The 18541-nt window shown below is 38.0% G+C and carries 14 protein-coding genes and 1 pseudogene; 4 read left to right on the forward strand and 11 right to left on the reverse strand.

Going from position 1 to position 18541, the window contains the following annotated elements:
• Nucleotides 1–516 precede the first annotated feature (516 nt).
• The 4 genes from NYE61_RS09670 to NYE61_RS09685 all read right to left on the reverse strand — a co-directional run bounded on the left by NYE61_RS09670 (nucleotide 517) and on the right by NYE61_RS09685 (nucleotide 7070).
• Nucleotides 517–1524: a hypothetical protein gene (locus tag NYE61_RS09670; RefSeq protein WP_303450342.1), complete on the reverse strand. Its 1008-nt coding sequence runs from the start codon at nucleotides 1522–1524 to the stop codon at nucleotides 517–519.
• Nucleotides 1525–2310: 786 nt separating this feature from the next.
• Entirely contained in the window at nucleotides 2311–4641 is a 2331-nt protein-coding gene (locus tag NYE61_RS09675) for an NlpC/P60 family protein (RefSeq protein ID WP_303450345.1), read from the reverse strand.
• 246 nt (nucleotides 4642–4887) lie between these two features.
• The gene (locus NYE61_RS09680; RefSeq protein ID WP_303450348.1) at nucleotides 4888–5976 is read right to left on the reverse strand and encodes a M20/M25/M40 family metallo-hydrolase; all 1089 of its coding nucleotides are present in this window, start codon (nucleotides 5974–5976) and stop codon (nucleotides 4888–4890) included.
• Between the two features lie 44 nt (nucleotides 5977–6020).
• Entirely contained in the window at nucleotides 6021–7070 is a 1050-nt protein-coding gene (locus NYE61_RS09685; protein WP_303450351.1) for an ATP-grasp domain-containing protein, read from the reverse strand.
• Nucleotides 7071–7461: 391 nt separating this feature from the next.
• Here NYE61_RS09685 and NYE61_RS09690 point away from each other — a divergent pair.
• Nucleotides 7462–7827: pseudogene (locus tag NYE61_RS09690) on the forward strand (permease); the annotation flags it as partial.
• A gap of 265 nt (nucleotides 7828–8092) precedes the next feature.
• Nucleotides 8093–8449, forward strand: coding sequence for an MmcQ/YjbR family DNA-binding protein (locus NYE61_RS09695; RefSeq protein WP_303450353.1), 357 nt, complete (start codon nucleotides 8093–8095; stop codon nucleotides 8447–8449).
• A 366-nt stretch (nucleotides 8450–8815) separates the two neighbouring features.
• On the opposite strand, the gene NYE61_RS09700 is transcribed toward NYE61_RS09695, so the two are convergent.
• From NYE61_RS09700 to NYE61_RS09720, 5 genes are all read right to left on the reverse strand, one after another.
• Nucleotides 8816–10087: a Rid family detoxifying hydrolase gene (locus tag NYE61_RS09700; protein ID WP_303450356.1), complete on the reverse strand. Its 1272-nt coding sequence runs from the start codon at nucleotides 10085–10087 to the stop codon at nucleotides 8816–8818.
• Between the two features lie 568 nt (nucleotides 10088–10655).
• The gene (locus NYE61_RS09705; RefSeq protein WP_251659450.1) at nucleotides 10656–11363 is read right to left on the reverse strand and encodes a poly-gamma-glutamate hydrolase family protein; all 708 of its coding nucleotides are present in this window, start codon (nucleotides 11361–11363) and stop codon (nucleotides 10656–10658) included.
• A 212-nt stretch (nucleotides 11364–11575) separates the two neighbouring features.
• Complete coding sequence (locus NYE61_RS09710; protein ID WP_158586284.1) at nucleotides 11576–11752, reverse strand: hypothetical protein; 177 nt, start codon at nucleotides 11750–11752, stop codon at nucleotides 11576–11578.
• A gap of 224 nt (nucleotides 11753–11976) precedes the next feature.
• Nucleotides 11977–12687 carry a hypothetical protein gene (locus NYE61_RS09715; protein ID WP_251659448.1) on the reverse strand — a complete coding sequence of 237 codons (711 nt, stop codon included), beginning with the start codon at nucleotides 12685–12687 and terminating at the stop codon, nucleotides 11977–11979.
• Nucleotides 12688–12975: 288 nt separating this feature from the next.
• On the reverse strand, nucleotides 12976–13668 hold the full coding sequence (locus tag NYE61_RS09720) for a Na-translocating system protein MpsC family protein (protein ID WP_303450362.1): 693 nt from the start codon (nucleotides 13666–13668) through the stop codon (nucleotides 12976–12978).
• A 479-nt stretch (nucleotides 13669–14147) separates the two neighbouring features.
• Here NYE61_RS09720 and NYE61_RS09725 point away from each other — a divergent pair, with 479 nt between their 5' ends.
• The gene (locus NYE61_RS09725; RefSeq protein ID WP_118889965.1) at nucleotides 14148–15725 is read left to right on the forward strand and encodes a BCCT family transporter; all 1578 of its coding nucleotides are present in this window, start codon (nucleotides 14148–14150) and stop codon (nucleotides 15723–15725) included.
• Between the two features lie 73 nt (nucleotides 15726–15798).
• The gene (locus tag NYE61_RS09730) at nucleotides 15799–15999 is read left to right on the forward strand and encodes a CsbD family protein (RefSeq protein ID WP_095314383.1); all 201 of its coding nucleotides are present in this window, start codon (nucleotides 15799–15801) and stop codon (nucleotides 15997–15999) included.
• A 412-nt stretch (nucleotides 16000–16411) separates the two neighbouring features.
• Here the strand turns inward: NYE61_RS09730 and groL are convergent, their stop codons facing one another.
• Together groL and groES are read right to left on the reverse strand one after the other, a co-directional pair.
• The gene (gene groL, locus NYE61_RS09735; RefSeq protein WP_095314494.1) at nucleotides 16412–18043 is read right to left on the reverse strand and encodes a chaperonin GroEL; all 1632 of its coding nucleotides are present in this window, start codon (nucleotides 18041–18043) and stop codon (nucleotides 16412–16414) included.
• Nucleotides 18044–18121: 78 nt separating this feature from the next.
• Nucleotides 18122–18406 carry a co-chaperone GroES gene (groES, locus tag NYE61_RS09740; RefSeq protein WP_095314493.1) on the reverse strand — a complete coding sequence of 95 codons (285 nt, stop codon included), beginning with the start codon at nucleotides 18404–18406 and terminating at the stop codon, nucleotides 18122–18124.
• Nucleotides 18407–18541 lie beyond the last annotated feature (135 nt).

Here is an 18541-nt window from a genome sequence, read left to right on the forward strand (position 1 = left end):
GAAGGGAGAACTCATTTTTTAAAAATATTGCGACATAACCAGAACTAGTCTACTTGATGTTGCGCATTCTGTCCTACACAGGAATCAGGGTTGAATAATTAGTAGCCCTCAAATGGAAATATGTAGATATTATTAACCACGCGGATCAGCATTCCAGCCCAAGTAATAATCTGCTGTTATATACGCTAGTCACACGGCGCATCGGTTTCCATGTCCGACAGTGCAAAGGTTCGTTTACTATTTGATAACCAATGGGTGTTTCTGTACAAATCTCTATTTATTAACAATCATAATTTTTTGTAAACTAGGTACCACGTACAAAATAATAATGAAAAAGTTGAAACAAGTATTCTGGTGTTAGTTCCTCACTCCTTATAAAAGTCGAATTAATAAATAGTTATTCTAAACGTTCAACGTAACAATTAGAATAACCATGGCGATATCTTAAAGATATCGCCATGGGTGGCCTATTCTACTTCTCTCACTAGATTACGAGTCCATGAAGTAATGACCGTATTATTCCTTAACTATAATGTCATAAGTTGCAGTGGTTCCATCTTCTGCTGTTACCGTTAGCTGATCACCTGTTGCTAATTCTCTTTTGCCTTTTTTCACTTCACCGTCTTCATTTGTTACTTTATAAGTCTGATCGGAACCATCAGGCGCTGCAATTGCTCTTAGCATTTCCTTTACTGTTGCATCATTAGCTACTGTTATTTCTCCTGCTTCTTCATCTGTTGGTTCGTCAATTTTCTTTACAATCTCTAATTCTTCTGGTGCTTTATTCGGTGCATCAATTTCGATTTCACTGCTTTCTTTTTCATAAATTTCATAAGTTGCTGTTGTTCCATCTTCTGCTGTTACAATAAGCTGATCACCTGTTGCTAATTCTCTTTTGCCTTTTTTCACTTTACCGTCTTCATCCGTTACTTTATAGGTCTGATCGGAACCATCAGGCGCTGCAATCGCTCTTAGCATTTCCTTTACTGTTGCACCATTTGCTACTGTTATTGCTCCTGCTTCTTCATCCGTTGGTTCGTCAATTTTCTTTACAATCTCTAATTCTTCTGGTGCTTTATTGGGTGCATCAATCTCGATTTCACTGCTTTCTTTTTCATAAATTTCATAAGTTGCTGTTGTTCCATCTTCTGCTGTTACCGTTAGCTGATCACCTGTTGCTAATTCTCTTTTGCCTTTTTTCACTTTACCGTCTTCATCTGTTACTTTATAGGTTTGGTCGGAACCATCAGGCGCTGCAATCGCTCTTAGCATTTCCTTTACTGTTGCACCATTTGCTACTGTTATTGCTCCTGCTTCTTCATCCGTTGGTTCGTCAATTTTCTTTACAATCTCTAACTCCTCTGGTGCTTTATTCGGAGCATCAATTTCGATTTCACTGCTTTCCTCTTCAGAATTAACTTCTTGAGATGTTGCTTCTTGTGCGAACGTAGGTGTTACAAATGCCGTTACCGCAATGAGTGCTGATAATGCAGAGACAGGCAATATCTTGTAAGATTTTTTCATGGTTACTCCTCCTCAAATTAATACATCATTAATTTTTTGCTAATACGACTTTCAAAATCTTATCTCCATTTCACACTAAATTGGAATAACCCCGGTACACCACTATGGAATGCAGGAGTTACCTGGGACTTACCATTTTACTAACTCAATTTCTTCATCTCTTTTGTTCTTCTACCTTTTTGTCATCTGCCTATCGAAGCAGAGCATGTCCAGTTAAGTTCAATAGAACGCTTCATTTTTCTGCCATTCTTAATCAGGAAAATCATTTTAATGGCAGTTGTTCAACCCACACAGCACTTTTTTGCTATCCTAGTACTAATGTAGATTTCTAGCAGCGGGGTTCAGGCCCCAAGCTTCTCAAGAGCAGTCACCTCCTTTAACTAGTAAATCCCATATAGAAGTTATCGACTGATCTACGCTTATGAGAATGCCTTATTTCTATCATTTTTATAAGCGATGAAAAGCATAACTCCATTGTCTACATCATATAATACGTAATAATCAAAAACTATATCAGTCGTATATCAATCAAATAACAATCGTGTAAAAATTTGGTGAATTTGGGTTATTTCTGTACTATTTTTAAAACCTTTGTATCAGATAAGTAATCCCCACCTTTTTCAGGTGGGGATTTAGTATACTTTATTTAGATGGATATACTGGAAGTGTCGATAATCAAGGTAGAAATTGATATACATTTGTTATATTTTATCGGTACACCCTCTAATACATAGCTGCGTTAAATAGATAGATTTAATAGATCAGATTAAGCACCTTGCCGTTCTTTCATCGATCATTTCCAGTCTCAGCAGTTGAAATGGTACGTCCTTCAATCAATCGGTTTATCCAATACACTTCATTATTGATTTTTCGGGACACGATTTCACCATCAATCACCGTAATAAATGTACCCTCTCCTACGAAAATACCGGTCATGACTGGATCTGTTCCATGTTCTGTGTCAGAGAAAAACATGAGATCTCCAGACTGAAGCTCCTCAATATGACGTTTATCCCCATATTCGCGCAATTCTTCCAGATTGGATGGGAGATCAATGCCAGCTGCTTCTGCATAGATCTGCTTCATAAACATCGTTGAGGTCTCATTAAACGATTCGCCGACATATTGCTCAGCCAGCTGTGCTACTTCACTTTCCTCAACTTCGGTGTCATACGTTCTTGCGCCCATATAACGAGAAGGCCAATAATCACTTGTTGTTAAGTTAATGACTGTAACACCTTTTGAAGCTGTCGTTACAATCATTTGTTTATTTCCAATATAAATGGCTGGAATGATACTTGAACCTTGGAAAAATAAAATATCTCCTGGCTCAGCCTCTTCCATTGGGATTTCTGTTCCCTCTTTCCATTGCTGTCTTCCATATCGCGGCAGGTCATACTGCCATGCTTGATTGTAAACGTATTGGACAAAACCGCCTGTATCAAATCCCTCATCAGGTGTCGTTCCCCCAAGCGTATACTCGGTTCCTACTAGTTGATGAGCTTCAAAAACTGCATCATTATCATATTGAATAGTAAGATCATCAAAACGCTTCGCACCAGTAAAATGATCCCGCCAATATTCACTCATATACGAAATCGTCGTCTGCCCTTCTTCTCCTGTTGCATGAACAATATAATCATCCCCTAAATAAATCGCAGTGTGGGAAATACCTTCCTGCCAGGTTCCTGAGAAGTACAGGACATCTCCTGGCTGAAGTTCTTCATCCAGATCAATTGCATTTATATCTGTTCCCTCTGGAAGCAGCGTCTCACCAACTTCCCACTGTCGGTAACTAATTCGGGGCAAATATACATCCTCCGCCTCACGAAAGACGGTTTGAACGAAAAATGAACAATCAAAAGCGTCCAACGTACTGCCAGTCATTAAATAAGGCGTTCCAATATAATTCATTGCCTCCCTTACAATAGGGCTATTATGGTTCCTATATGTTTCCGGATTTGATTTTTCCAATATTTCCTCTGTATAACGGGCTCCTCCTACAAAGCGTTCTGCATAGTAGGTATGATAATCTAAATGCCTTTCTTGTACCCCAGAGGAAGTAGCAATCACAAATTGGTCATCTCCAGAATAAATACCTGAAATCAATTCCTGTTCGTCATTTTCAAAAAAAACAAGGTCCCCAGGCTGCAATTCATCTCTTTCGATGCTCTTACCAACTTCCAGCTGTGGTGATGCCTGTTTGGAGAGCCAGCTGCCTGTCACCTCTTTATATACATAGTAAACGAAAGAGCCTGTGTTAAATCCTTCTTCCGGGCTGCTTCCCGATTGGTTATACGGAGACCCAATTAAGTCTTGAGCTTGTGCGACAATTTCATTCTCTGAAGGAGGTGGTGAATTTTCTTTGCTGTAACGTTTAGCACCCTGATAAATATCTGACCAATATTTACTTGTCTCCATATTCCGCTCGGTGATTCCTTCGCTCGTAACGATAATAAAGCGTCCGTTATTTATATAAATCCCTGACATTAAATAAGTTCCCTGGAAAAAGACAACATCTCCTGACTGAAGCTCACTGGCATCCTCTCCCTGGATCCATTGATCGGCAGCTGATGGGGATAGGGAAATTCCTTTAGCATCCTCGTAGACATATTGCACAAATTCTGCAGTTGTCCACCCTTCTTGATTTTCTCCTAATTCCTCCAGGGCCATTGCAGCTGCTGAATCATCAATATTCTCTTCTGTAAATTGGGCAGCTCCTGCGTAGGCATTCGACCAATATTCACTTGTTTCCATATTGCGTTCAGAAATTCCATCACTCGTCACGATAACAAAACGGCCATCGTCAATATAAATCCCCGACATCAGGCTGCTTCCCTGAAAAAAAACAACATCACCTGGTTGCAGCTCATTTCGCTCTATTTCCTCACCTACCTGTTGCTGATCCTTAGCATATCTCGGCAAGGAAATTGACTTTGATTCCTGATATACATGCTGTACAAATTCAGACGTTAAAAAACCTTGATCATTACTACCAACCATATCCAATGCAAGTTCTGCAGCCGGGTCATTCCTTTCTTCAGCTGCAGCAAAGCCAGGAACCAATACAAAAAATAACAATATATTAAACAAAAATAGTAAAACACTACGATGCATCCTTATCTCCTCCATCCTTATGTTGAAAGGTTATTCAATGACTACCTACCAAAGGCACCTATAGATGAAACATTCTTTTCCAAGTGTCCTATCTATAGGTATTCTATCAAAGACAGTATTCGTATTGATGTGGAAAGAAGGGGGGCAAACGAAATAGAATGTAAATAATTTTAACAGAACCGCAAATAGTTCATGTAATCATTGTTATAGAACCGGTTCCTTTTTCATTCTCCTTCAAGAATATCATCAGTTAATTTTTAGCTGAGTATCATCCAAAGACAAAATAAAATCTACCAGCACATTTTGATATTCTCTCACCGAATCGATATAAACCATTTCGTTCTCTCCGTGCCAGTCCCTTCCCACCGGGCCAAATTCTATGGCTGAACCTCCGTACTTGGTAAAAAACTGCCCATCGTTGGAACCATGCTGACCGAATATGGATACTTTTTCAAGCTCAGTGATTCGTTTAATGGATTCTCCCAATGCTTCTACATAAGGATTGTCTGCTCTTGTTTTGACCGGATTATTGCTATTATGGATTGTTATGGGACCTTCTATTATTGTCTGAATCTGATAAACGATATCCTCGGGAGATTGGTCTGGCAGATATCTGATATCGAGCGACAGTTGACAGTAATCGGGTACTTTATTATAGACGGTTCCTCCTTGTATTTTCGCGAGATTGATAGAAGGCTGAGTAAACATAGGAGAGCTTTCTTGAGCAAAAGGAAGCTCTAAAATTTCTTCGTAGAGACTAATTGCTTTGGTTATTGCGTTCGTACCTTCCCACGGACGACTTCCATGGGCTGATTTCCCCCGGACGGTAAAATCGAGCTGAAGCACACCTTTGGATTGGATAGCGATTCCCATATTGGTTGGTTCACCACAAATAATGAAATCTCCCAAATAGCCTTTTTCTGTTAAATATTTGGTTCCGTTGATGCCGCCAGTCTCCTCGTCTGGAACGATTTGAAGCATGACCCTGGATGTTAATTCCCTGTCTTTCAATTGTGCTGCTGTCACCATAGAAGCAGCCACTCCCGCTTTCATATCGACTGCGCCGCGACCATACATTTTTCCATCTCTGATGGAGGGCTGAAACTGTCTTTCCTCTGCTTCAATGACATCGATATGTCCGTTTAATACAATCGTATGATCACCCTGACCTATTTCACAAACAAGCATATGAAACCCATTATTCTCTAATTTTTCTACAGGGAGACCTTGGTCTATTAACCATTGTTCACAATAAGCAATCGCTTGGTTCGCCCCTGATTTTGTAGAACTGTCTATTTTTATCAGTTCTTCTAATAAGTGGGTTGGATCCCCCATCTAATCCCTCCTGCATTTTTTGAAATTTGATCAACTTTTCAATGTTATGCATCAAGTGCTTGCATCACCTTTTGTTTATTTATCGAAACAACAGTGTCATGGCGCGCTAATTCGATATCAGGCTTTTGACACAGCCAATCCTCTTGCACCTCTTTACCAGCGGTTAGTGCAATGATTGCAGCTGGAATATCTGCTCCCGCTAAATGGGTAAATGCATACCCGCCACCAAAGCGGGGATTGATATCAATAACATAATAATCGGTACCATTGAAATAGATATCCGTGTTCATATAACCTGCATGGCCAAAGCTTTTGCCTAATTGCTTTGCGATGTCTGTTAATTCCGGAACATTTACCGTAATGCACCGATCGCTATCTCCGCCTCTCATATCTAATTGCTTCCGAGCGAATGAAGTTAGAAAGCGGCCATTTAAATCGTTAAACATATCCACACTAAATTTCTCACCCTCAATCACTTCCTGAATAATAATATTATCCTCAGGTGCTTTGGATGTAGCACCATCCAATGGACTTTCTTTAATCTGTCGAACAGCATGCTGATAGGCAAATTCCATATCCTCTACATTATCGATAATTTCAATACCTATTGAGGCGGAACCGTTACGTGGTTTCACGATTAACGGAAAAGATACCTCTCTTCTTTCCAACGCCTTCTTCGCAGACTCAACATTGAAGTAAGAAAGCGGAGTTTTAACATCTAACAGATCCAGCAGTTCACGGTATTTTCCTTTGTCTCGTACCTTTTCGACAATATTGGAATCCGGTGCAAATACGGATACACCTAATTTATCCAGTTCTTTTTTATGTGCTGATATTGCGGGCACTTCCCAATCATTTAATGGGACAAGACAATTCACATGTTGTTTCTTACAAATCTCAATTATTGCTTCCATATAATTTGTATCTATTTGTTGTGGAATTTCATAGTTTTCGTCCCCTGCTTGGAGCGATGGAGCATTGTATTCAGGGTCAGCAGTAATTACTTTCCCGTCGATACTAGCATTTTTTAAAGCGAACTGGAAAAATTTCACAAAGTCTATTCTTCTTGCTGTTGATGTCAATAAGATGTTCAACTTATTCCACTCCTTGGTGTTTAATTCAGTTGTTGGATTCAAGATACTAGTATTTACCCGTCATTTTAAACTTTAACCTTTCTTGTTAGATAATTAGGACAAAAGGATGGAGATACAACAAAGAAATGTATATTTATTTGTGACCAAAGAGATGAAAAAAAGAGGCCTCTCAAAAGTTCAAAGAACTCATGGAAAACCTCTAATCTAAGAAAATGTTACCTTTTTTTGTTACCCCAGAGTGTTTTAAGAGTATGTCAAGGTCATAAACCCCATTTTTAATAAAATAAAAAATGTACATTCTAATATCTACATTTATTGCAGTATATCCGGTGGATTGTGTTAAATAAAATATTAGCTTTTTTGATGGCTAATGAAATAGCATGATAAGGCTTATGCCACTAATTTTATTATGTATTGTGCACTAGAAGGAATGATTCTCGTAGCATCTGTACATCATTTTTTACCTAGTATTCCACAATGGGTGCTAATTGTTTTCTTTGGATTGATCGTCATTCCACTTAATCGGTTTGGAATTAAGCAATTAGATAAACTTCAGAAATGGTCATTAACGATATTTTTTCTGTTTCTAATCGCTGCCATTATTATGAATTTTACAACCACCTCTGTATATGAAGATAACTTCTGGACTTATATGCCAGAGGGGGTTCAGGTGGGTGGAACAACATTACTATTTTGTATTGAAATGCAGCATGGTATTATGGGACTAACTCCACTTCTTGCCACTGATTATACTCGCACTAATGGGTTTTTATAAAAGTCAGTATTCCGAAACGGGCCAGATTGTTTAATATAAAAGAAATTGTGGTAAAGAAAAAAGAAGTAAATTTTATCCAATGGAAATAACAACAAATTTCAAAATAAAAGCCTTAATATTGACAGTTACTAAAACGTGTCCACCTTCACATCGATTATGAAGATGACTTCAAAAAATTCTCCATTGTTCCATCTGGATCGGCAAATGCCGAAAATCTATTTAAATATTATTGGAGGAATTATTCAGTATGTTAACAAGAGAAGATATTTTTAAGCACGTCAAAGAAAACTTCGGTACATCCCCTGATTACCCATTTCAAAAATTCCCAAACTATGCCGCTTTAAGACATGAATCTAACGAAAAATGGTATGGTCTTGTAATGAATGTTCTCCCAGAAAAATTAGGTTTAGATGGAGATGACGAAATAGATATTCTGAATTTAAAATGCCCCCCCGAAATAAGTGACAGTTTAAGGAATGGAAAGAGTATTTTACCTGGATATCATATGGATAAGGAAAATTGGATATCACTTGTTTTAGAACGTATAGATTCAGAAGAAGAAGTTTATAACTTAATTGAGCAAAGCTTTAATTTAACAAAGTAAATCGTGAAATTATCTTCCGCAAAAGAAGCGCGTTTGTTGCAGATTAAAAGTAGAAGATGACAAACTTTATTATAAAAATCGCAAAGGATTTCACAAGGAATTAACCCGTTTTAATCAATCTTTTATCAAAACGTTTTTCACTTAACGTAAAATATGGGTTTGCTTGGTGTTTTTGATCGACTTTATTCCAAAGCTACAAATCGGCTAATAATCTCGATGCTTTTTCATCTACGCTGTTAAAAAAAGGAGCTGTCTCAATTTACATTTGAGACAGCTCCTTTTTATGAATAGATTATGCGGTTTCGCATTCACCTTGGGTATTAACAAGTAACTATAATAGTTCCTGTATTTACAAACAAATGCCTGTTATGCTTTTCGAGGTGTTCCTTCAGCATTTGATACAATGACATCGATTTGGACTAAAGCATCTTTAGGTAAAGCTGATACTCCAACTGTTCTTCGCGCAGGAACACCTTCTTGGAAGAATGTTTTGTAAGCTTCGTCCACAGCATCCATATCTGCAATATTTTTAACGAAGATATTTACTTTAACTACATCATCCATAACGTGGTCGATACTTTCTACAATTGCCTTGATATTTGTCAAGCATTGTTCAGCCTGCTCTTTTACACCACCAGCTACCAATTCACCAGTTTTTGGATCGATAGGTAATTGAGCTGAAAGGTGATTGTAATGAGAAAACGCTACAGTTTGTGTAGATAGAGAACTCTTTGGTGCATTTTCCGTGTCGTTTGCCCAGATAACGATTCCATGTCTGTCTTCAATAGCCTGTGGAGGTGTACCATCTCCGTGTGATACCACTGCTTCAATTTGTACCAAAGCATCCATCGGTAAAGCTGCAACTGCAACTGTTGTGCGTGCAGGGAAATAGCCTACAGTCCTAGCGATAGCTGAGTCTGGGAAAAATGTTGTATAAACTTCATTTACTGCATCAATATCCGATAGGTCTTTAAGGAAGATATTAATTTTAACAATATCGTCAAAAGGAACGTCGATACTTTCTAAAATTGCCTTGATATTTTTTAAGGCCTGTCCTGTCTGCTCTTTTACTCCGCCAGTTACCAATCTTCCAGTTTTTGGATCGATAGGTAATTGAGCTGAAAGATTATTGTAATGAGAGAAAGCTACAGTTTGTGCAGATAGAGAACTTGTTGGTGCATTTGCCGTGTTATTTGTAAGTTTGATGAGGTCACCTGCTTGTGGTGCGTTTGGAATTGTACCTTCACCGTGTGAAACAAGTGCTTCAATTTGAACCAAGGCATCCATAGGCAAAGCTGCAACTGCAACCGTTGTCCGTGAAGGTACATAGGTTGGGAAGAATGTTTTATAAACTTCGTCTACAGCGTCAACATCTTTGATGTCCTTAACGAATACAGTGATTCTAACAACATCGCTCATAACATGATCGATGCTTTCAACAATTGACTTGATATTTTTAAAGCACTGTTCAGCCTGCTCTTTTATTCCACCAGCTACCAATTTCCCAGTTTGGGGTTCGATCGGTAATTGAGCTGATAGATTATTGTAATGAGAGAAAGCTACAGTTTGTGAATATAGACCGTTACCGTTTGGAGCATTTTCCGTATTTCTTGCTAGTACTGTGTTATAGTTGCTCATGATGTATTCTCCTTTTAGATAATATTATTAATAGATCTATTTATTAAATCAAGCTTCGCCGAAGAAACAGTCTAAACCATGGTTCCGTGATTGCAAAGGCGAAAACGGATTCACAGTGAGAATTGCGCTAGTACAAAAATGCACATATGCTTTGACTCAACCAATGTAAATTTTCGCACATTTTTAAAAAAACCCTCACTAGACACAAACTGCCTTTTTGAGTAAGTCCGTTTTGGTTTAACTTGCAATCTAGTTAGGCTTTAATGTCTGTTTTTTGCTGCTAAACTTGAATTAGTAACCCCTCGAGTGGTTACTAAGATTGCTATTATAGCAGTTTTTCTTTGTATTTACTACTACATTTTGCTTTCTTCCTTCAATCGTTTAACCTTTTAAAGGATACGTTGAAAAGCATCTAACATATTTTGACAGAAAAACAGGGTTTATGACGCCCTTTTTAAAATATTTTTAGATAATGAATACCCCTAATTAACTAAGTAATTCATAGGTGTTCACAATATTTTCCTCTCTTATCCGCAGCCAGCTTAAACCGGGTTACTACTGATCAGATTTAAAGTTGTTCTTTGTAAATATCACTTGCTTCCTTTAGGCCATCAATCAACTTATCGTATATATTCGTTGTATTATGCCGATTTTCTCGTGACCAATCGTGGTTTTTAAAGAAAGATTTACGCAATTCTGCTGTTAGTTCTAACTGTACCCCCGCTCGAAGCTGATTATCATTGACAATATTTTCTTCACTCATTCCTGATATATGGTCAGGAGCATCTTCAACTTGAAATCCTCGATTCTGAAGATAATCGCGTACCAATTCCTTATATTCTTCGTTTCTTCCACCTAGGTATATAATAGGTTCCTCTCCTTGATACCCATGAATAGATAAAGCGCTTACAGAATTTTGCACCATCCTTCGTCCAGTCGGTTCGTCAAAACGCTTAGAGGTTAGATGTAAAATCTCGTTGTTCGTTGACTTTATACCTGCAAAAAGGTAATACGAAATGTTCATCTGATTTGCCAGACCTTTTGCTACCTCCGAGGTCCCTGGTTCAATTCCTCCGCCGTGGATAGCGATGACGGTAATATCACTGCCACGTTGTTTATAGTTAATTTCGTAATCTTCATTCAGTACTTCATGTTCCATTAAATCTTCATAGGAATCATAATATCCTGCTGCACTTACAGTAGTTAAAAAGCTGAGTAGTAATAAGAATGAGCTGGAGAGGAAAAGTGCAAAGCAATATTTATTAAATTTATTCATGTCAAACATCCTTTTTCGTAGAATATGATGTTTGACATGAATTGTGTATATGATGTGTAAAAATAACTGTTAAAACCTTTAGGTAGCTGTTTTTCGTAAGTTGAGGCAAGCATATTTACATGTAACAAGCGAAAAAAATATGGTTGTACCAAATATTGCAATAGTAAGTAATGTGCTTATGGATATAAAAGCTAGCGTATCCTTTCTAGCTTTTATTCATGAGAGGCAGGAATAACCTCCCAATATACCTCATCGAAACTAATGTCATTTAACTTATTTTTCATCTTATTAGCATCTTCAAGCGTATCAAATAGTTTCACGGTATTTGTGCCGGAATGACAAAGTACTTTGGGAGGCTTTGTCCCTTCTGATATTAGCTTATACTGCATGGGATAAATTCACCTCCTTTTCCATATAGGATTGTACTTTCAGTTTATTGTGAACTCTATATGGGTATATGATTTGATTGGAACCCTGCACTTTTTTCCACATATTAGAGTCATTCGACATCATCATGTTTGAGCTTGTATATTTTTTACACCCTTGATTGTAGATTTCCATTTACTATCTCCTTTCATAACTTAGCAGGTTCACTGAGATCACCACGATTTTGTTAATCTCTTTTTTGATTTTCTACCGTCTTTTCTTGCGGCTTCGTCCTACCTTGTTCGCTGTTCCGATTTCCTTCAGTCTCGTCCGAATCATCCGGATTTGTATGGTCGCCACGCTCACGTTGGTCTCTGTCCCGGTTTTCCATCGTCTCTTCTTGGGCCTGCGTGTAACCTTGGCCCTCCTCATGATTTTCATGAGTCTTTTCCTCTATATCTGTGTTTTCTTCTGATTTTTTCATGTAGTCAGACCGTTCACCATGCCAAATCAAATCAAAAATTGCTCGGCCATTTGTAGGCTGTCCATCAGGTAAATAGACTGGAAGAAGATCAAAGAGGATATAATAAAAGATGTAAAATAAAAACGTATCCCAAAACACTCCGCTCGAGAGTACACCCTCCGCTAAGAGTGAATTAATAAGCAAACCAGCAATTAAAGGGTTAATAATAGGGGCCGCATAAATCACCCCATGCCAGAAACGATTACTGGGATTTAATTCTTCATACTCCATCCAGCTGTACATAAAGAAATATTTTCGAACCTCGATTGTGGGCAGTCGAAAGAGAACTGGCCCACTCCCAATAATAAGCTTTTTTTCCTTCGCACCTAAAATAGTGGCTGCCAAATAATACCCTGATTCACGAAGCACGGACGAGAGTGGCAGGATAATTAGTACCGACATTAACAATCGTAATAAATCAAATAAACCAAACATGACAAACCTCTTCTCCTTAACTAATTAACTTACATCCTTTTTATTGCGGAAATAGTTACCCGTTCTGTTTGTCGGTGGTTCTTGTGAAAATTACGGTTTCCCGACAATAGAAAAGGCGATATAAGTTGCATGATAATAAACAAGGCATAACTCCAAGATTGTATTTTTTGCAATTTATGAAATCTGCTTCATAGAAAAAGCTTCTTATTAATATAAAAAAGCCGAAAAGGATCTTATAACGATCCCTTTCGGCTTATGTCCAGCTCTATTGTCCGGCTCACTTCTACCTTAATTGTTATTTGGCTGTAAAATAAATATAATATAGCTTTTATCCAGCTTGAAATCCCAATCAACAAAGATATCAACCACGCTTTTTTGAAGAATATTTTCAAAATCGCCGGCGTGTAATAATCCTTTTTCTAATTGCCTTTTCGTAAGCTTAAGATGTTCTTCAAACCCGGTTTTAATTAATTCTTTTTCAATTCTGACCAAGATACCTGTTCTTATCACTAAAAGCGTTCTTTCATTAAGAAAACAAGAATCTACGAATTCCGGTAATTTCTCCGCCTGTCTACTTATACGCATTATATCTTTATGGACTGATTCTTTTTCAGTGTAATTCTCTAACGCATTGTCTTCATCCTCTTCATTCTCCAAAACCCCGACTAAAATGCCCGAACGATTATGAAGAGACCAATCATAGTACAATTCCTTTACTTCTAAACTTGCAATAACCTTTAAGGTAACCTTGATCCCAGGGATAAGCTCCTGCATGAGAAGATCTCTTGTTTCTTCCACTTTCATTGTTTCTCCTTGAGACAATAACACCCGTTCCATCGGAGCTAGAAAATCTCTCAGGTGTATGGTGATAAATGGTTTTTTTAAGGAAACATAAACGGAAGATGGTCCTTTCCCAAAGTTATCCCTTAAAAGCTTCCCTATATAACTTGCTATTTCAGCTTGTACAGAGTTTTTTTCCATTAATAGTCATTCCTTTTTATAGGCAGAAACATTATTTTTCCCACCCTGAGAAATAGTATAGCAATGTGTTTCCTTAAATACAAGGTTAACCATTTTCTACGTTTGATAACAGGCGGTTCCTATATTCACTATAGAATTAATAAAAAAACTATCCATCAATCGTTTAAGTTTTCCAGAAGTGGGGAACATATCTTTCGTTGCTTTCATGGTTAATTTTTGATGTCCTCGTTTATATTGCCTATCTGCTCTTAGCCTGGATTATTCACTCGTTGGTCACATTGTTAATAGTAGTAGGTGTGGTAGACATTATTCAGCGCATTCTGAAATTAAGTTCATTTCACCTCGGATTATGGAGCAGAAATTAAAGCTTGAATAGACTTTTAAACAGGCTCCCATTCAGTAAAATTGAAGTGGAGAGCGTACCTAGAAAAACAAAATTTAATAGTTGAATCGTTTGTAGAAGTATAGGAGGTAACTTCATGGATAAAGAAAACAGATCCAAAGAGAAGAGAAGATTAATTGATCATCGCATTTTTGCACCATCCATATTAATTATGATTGCAATTTGTGTTCCATTTGCGTTATATGAAAATGAATCATTGAAACTATTAAATAGCATATTTAATCAGATTGTCGATATTTTTAATTGGGGCTATTTATGGTATGCCATTTTAATGGTTGCCGCAGGTCTTTATTTTTCATTTTCCAAATACGGGAATGTCGTGTTAGGAGATCCGATGGAAAAGCCGAGATTCAATCTGTTTGAATATTCCTCCATTCTAATTGCCATGGGGCTTGGGTCCACTATTATGCGAACCGGTATGACTGAATGGGGAAATGTCGCAGTTGATCCCCCTTTTGGTGTGGAAGCACAATCAGCGGAAGCGTTGATGTGGGGTAACGCCTATAGTATGTTCCTGTGGAGTTTCCAAACCTTTGCTATTTTTGTTATGGCTGCACCTGCCCTGGGATATCTTGTGCATGTCCGCAAGAAACCCCATATGCGGATTTCCGAAGCATGCCGCAGTATTTTTGGCGATACGTTTACAGATGGGATTGGTGGAAAAATATTGGATGTTATTTTTCTAGTTAGTATCCTTTCAGGTGCTGCTGTTACTTTAGGACTGGGTACACCGATTGTTACCTATAGTTTAGCAGAAATATTTAATATCGAAATCACATTTGGTTTAACATTGATCGTGACCATCGTGTGGGTATTGTTTTTCTCCATTAGTGCCTATTTAGGGATCGAAAGGGGTATTAAGAAATTAAGCACCCTTAATATGTATCTTGCTGGAATATTTGCTGTGTTTATCATGGTAGCTGGACCTGGTGTATTCATTCTTAATTATTTTACGGACTCCATCGGGTTTCTATTTACACATTATATTGATATGTCTTTAAATACAAACGCCGTATACCCGGGAGAAAGTACACATATACAAAGCAATACTGTGTTCTGGTTTGCCTATAATGCAACATGGGCCATGCTGCATAGTGTTTTCGCTGCAACAATATCAAAAGGCAGAACGATCAGGGAAATGATTTTGACTTATCTATTGGCTCCAATGCTCATATCCTGGGGTGCAACAGCCGTCCTTGGAGGTCTTGGTGTCGAAAGGTATCTAAGTGGAGAATTACCTGTATTAGATATTATCCAGGAAGACGCGATGGCTGCCATACCAGCAATTATAAGTTCATTGCCTTTCGCTATCTTTGCAATTGCAGCCTTTGTCGTCATCGCCATGCTTTTTATGATTACGACACTGGATTCAACAACATATACGATTGCTTCCTATGCAGGAACAAGGAACATGAGTAAATCAGAACCTTCTAAGAATTTGCGTCTGATTGTCGCGGCAATCATTACCGTATTCTCCTTATTATTAATGCGCATAGGCGGTCTTGCTCCGCTGGAGGTAGTTTCAGGAATAATGGGGATACCGATTATTTTCGTCCAGTTTCTGACCATATATGCCGCTAAGAAAATGATGGATGAGGATCGAGCATGGGTCAATAATGTAAGGAAAAACAAGCCACGGAAACAGAAAAAATAGTACTAAACAGAACAAGAATGTTTAATGTGGGTTTATAACAGGAAATAAATGATAAAAGAGAGGTGAAAACAAAATGAGTAACGGAAATGCTGACAAAATAAAAGGTAAAGCAAATAAAGCTAAAGGTGAAATGAAAGATCAAGTTGGTAACCTAACAGATAATAAGAAAGTCCAGGCAAGCGGCAAAAAGGATAAAGTGAAAGGTGAGGTTCAGGACACCTTTGGTGATGCAAAGAATGAAGCAAATGAAACAAAGACCGATCAGAAAAAATGAGAAGACTAAGAGCGTGTAATATAAAACGGTGCAGTAAGAAATGGTGCCTCCCCCCGAAAATTAGATTTTCACCTCTAATTTTCGGGGGGATTTTTTTGGCTAAATATGGTGAGGAATTTAAGATAAAGCTTGTTACAGAGTATTTATAAGGCAACCTAGGATATAAATCATTGACCAAAAATATAATATGGGTAGCGAAACATCAATATTGAATGGATTAAAAAGAAGAACGATCTTCACATAAAAATGGAAAAAATGAAAAAGGACGCTTCCGCATAAGTGAGAACTTTATACGAAAACGCCCTTTTAAACTTAAATTTATAATAAATGTTACCTTTATGTTACTTTTTAGTTTGACGGGGTTCGCAACAGCATCCCAAACGTTTATAAATCAACATTTAAGGGTGGTTTGTTACATCATACCGCCCATTCCACCCATGCCGCCCATATCAGGCATTGCAGGTGCACCGCCTTCTTCAGGCTTATCAGCTACAACAGCTTCTGTAGTTAATAGCATTGCTGCTACAGATGCTGCGTTTTGCAGTGCAGAACGTGTTACTTTTGTTGGGTCAACGATTCCAGCTTCAACCATGTTTACCCATTCGTTTGTTGCTGCGTTATATCCTACGCCAACTTTTTCGTTTTTCAAGCGTTCTACGATGATAGAACCTTCTAAACCAGCGTTTTGTGCAATTTGACGAACTGGCTCTTCGATTGCGCGAAGTACGATTTTCACACCAGTTGCTTCATCGCCTTCTAGGTTTAGTTCACTTACTTTGTTGTAAACGTTGATTAGGGCAGTACCACCACCGGATACGAAGCCTTCTTCAACTGCAGCACGTGTAGAGTTCAATGCATCCTCGATACGCAGTTTGCGCTCTTTTAATTCTGTTTCTGTTGCAGCACCAACTTTAACTACTGCCACACCACCAGATAATTTAGCAAGACGCTCTTGTAATTTTTCTTTATCAAATTCAGAAGTTGTTTCTTCTGCTTGTGCACGGATTTGTGCAACACGGCCAGAGATTGCTTCTGGGTTGCCAGCACCCTCAACAACTGTAGTGTTTTCTTTTGTTACAACAACTTTCGAAGCACGTCCTAATTGTTCGATAGTAGCAGACTTAAGATCCAATCCAAGATCTTCAGTAATCACTTCTCCACCAGTTAGGATAGCGATATCTTCTAGCATTGCTTTACGACGGTCACCGAATCCTGGAGCTTTAACAGCTACAGCGTTGAACGTTCCGCGAAGTTTGTTTACAACTAATGTTGCAAGAGCTTCCCCTTCAACATCTTCAGCGATTAATAATAATGGCTTTCCTTGTTGAACAACTTGCTCTAATACTGGTAATACTTCTTGGATATTACCAATTTTCTTATCTGTAATAAGAATGTATGGATCTTCTAATACTGCTTCCATTTTATCTTGGTCAGTAACCATGTATGGTGAAGAATATCCACGATCAAATTGCATCCCTTCAACAACCTCTAATTCTGTGTTGAAGCCTTTTGATTCTTCAATTGTAATAACGCCATCATTGCCAACGCGTTCCATCGCTTCAGCAATTAAGTTACCAACTTCATCATCAGATGCTGAGATAGCTGCGATTTGTGCGATAGAGTCTTTGCTTTCAACCGGTTGAGAAATTGCTTTTAATTCTTCAACAGCAGTTGCTACAGCTTTCTCAATACCGCGGCGGATACCTACAGGGTTTGCACCAGCTGTAACGTTTTTCAAACCTTCGTGAATCATTGCTTGTGCAAGAACTGTTGCAGTAGTTGTACCGTCACCAGCTACATCATTTGTTTTCGATGCAACTTCAGATACAAGCTGTGCTCCCATGTTTTCAAAAGCATCTTCCAATTCGATTTCTTTCGCAATGGTTACCCCATCATTTGTAATTAGAGGTGAGCCGAATTTTTTATCTAAAACAACGTTACGTCCTTTTGGTCCCAACGTTACTTTTACAGCGTTTGCTAATACATCTACACCGCGCAGCATTGCTCCACGTGCTTCTTCATTGAACTTAATATCTTTAGCCACTTAAAATTCCTCCTTTAAAATAATCATTCGAAAAATTTATTTGTCGTCGTTCATGTATGTGTTGGTTTTGTGTTACGATTAGCTTACTACAGCTAAAATGTCATTTTCACGAAGAATTAAGTATTCTGTACCTTCATATTTCACTTCAGTACCAGCAAATTTAGAGAATATAATGCGGTCCCCTTCTGCAACTTCAAGTGCCACTTTTTCCCCATTTTCAGTTACACGGCCAGATCCTACTGCTACTACGCGACCTTCCTGTGGTTTTTCCTTTGCAGAGTCTGGTAGTACGATACCGCTTGCAGTTGTTTCTTCTTGCTCAACAAGTTCGATAACAACACGATCTCCTAGTGGTTTAATCATGTAGAATGCCTCCTCAATTCTTTAACGTATTAGATTTATTAGCACTCTCAATGATTGAGTGCTAATTTCTATATTCATAATAATTAATCCCATAAAAAAATGCAAGTAATGTGTCTATAATTTTATTTAATTTCT

It is taken from the genome of Oceanobacillus sp. FSL W7-1304 (assembly GCF_037969805.1).
Lineage (GTDB): Bacteria > Bacillota > Bacilli > Bacillales > Amphibacillaceae > Oceanobacillus > Oceanobacillus profundus.